The sequence below is a fragment of the Dietzia sp. IBK-p2-15D genome (assembly GCF_057773105.1).
Map to the genome: position 1 here is coordinate 1 of NZ_JBYMTK010000108.1, position 443 is coordinate 443.

1 protein-coding gene is annotated in these 443 nt (G+C 45.1%); it reads right to left on the reverse strand.

Translation table 11 applies throughout. The annotated features are described in order from the left end of the window. On the reverse strand, window positions 1-443 hold a 443-nt coding region (locus tag AC3DEV_RS17100; protein WP_488372891.1), incomplete at both ends, for an MFS transporter.

Consider the following 443-nt stretch of genomic DNA (forward strand, 5'->3'; position numbering starts at 1 on the left):
CCAATGGAGAAGGGTACAGGTAGATAATGGCAGCTGTTATTGTTGCCAGTGCAGAGTTAAATACATTAGCCCAGATGGGCCGGACCATTTTTTTCAGCAGTGCGGCAAAAATAAAGACACAGACCAGCGAACCCATACTGTAATAAGAGATGGTTTTTAATGCCTCAGCTTCTGACATACAAGCAAAAGCCATCGCATATTTGGGCATCCACACCACAATCACATAAAAGGTCGAGAATGCGGCTACACCGAACAGTACTGATGAAACACCTTCCAGCCAGACTAACGGTTTGCTGTTCATTTGCGGTAATTCATTAGCTACGCTGGCGTCCACCAACTGGCTGGGGAATTTGCTTTTCAACAGCATCAGCGTGATCAGTACAAACAGAATACCCGGAATAATCAGCCCATAGCCGTACCAGATGTTATTGAGCAACATATAG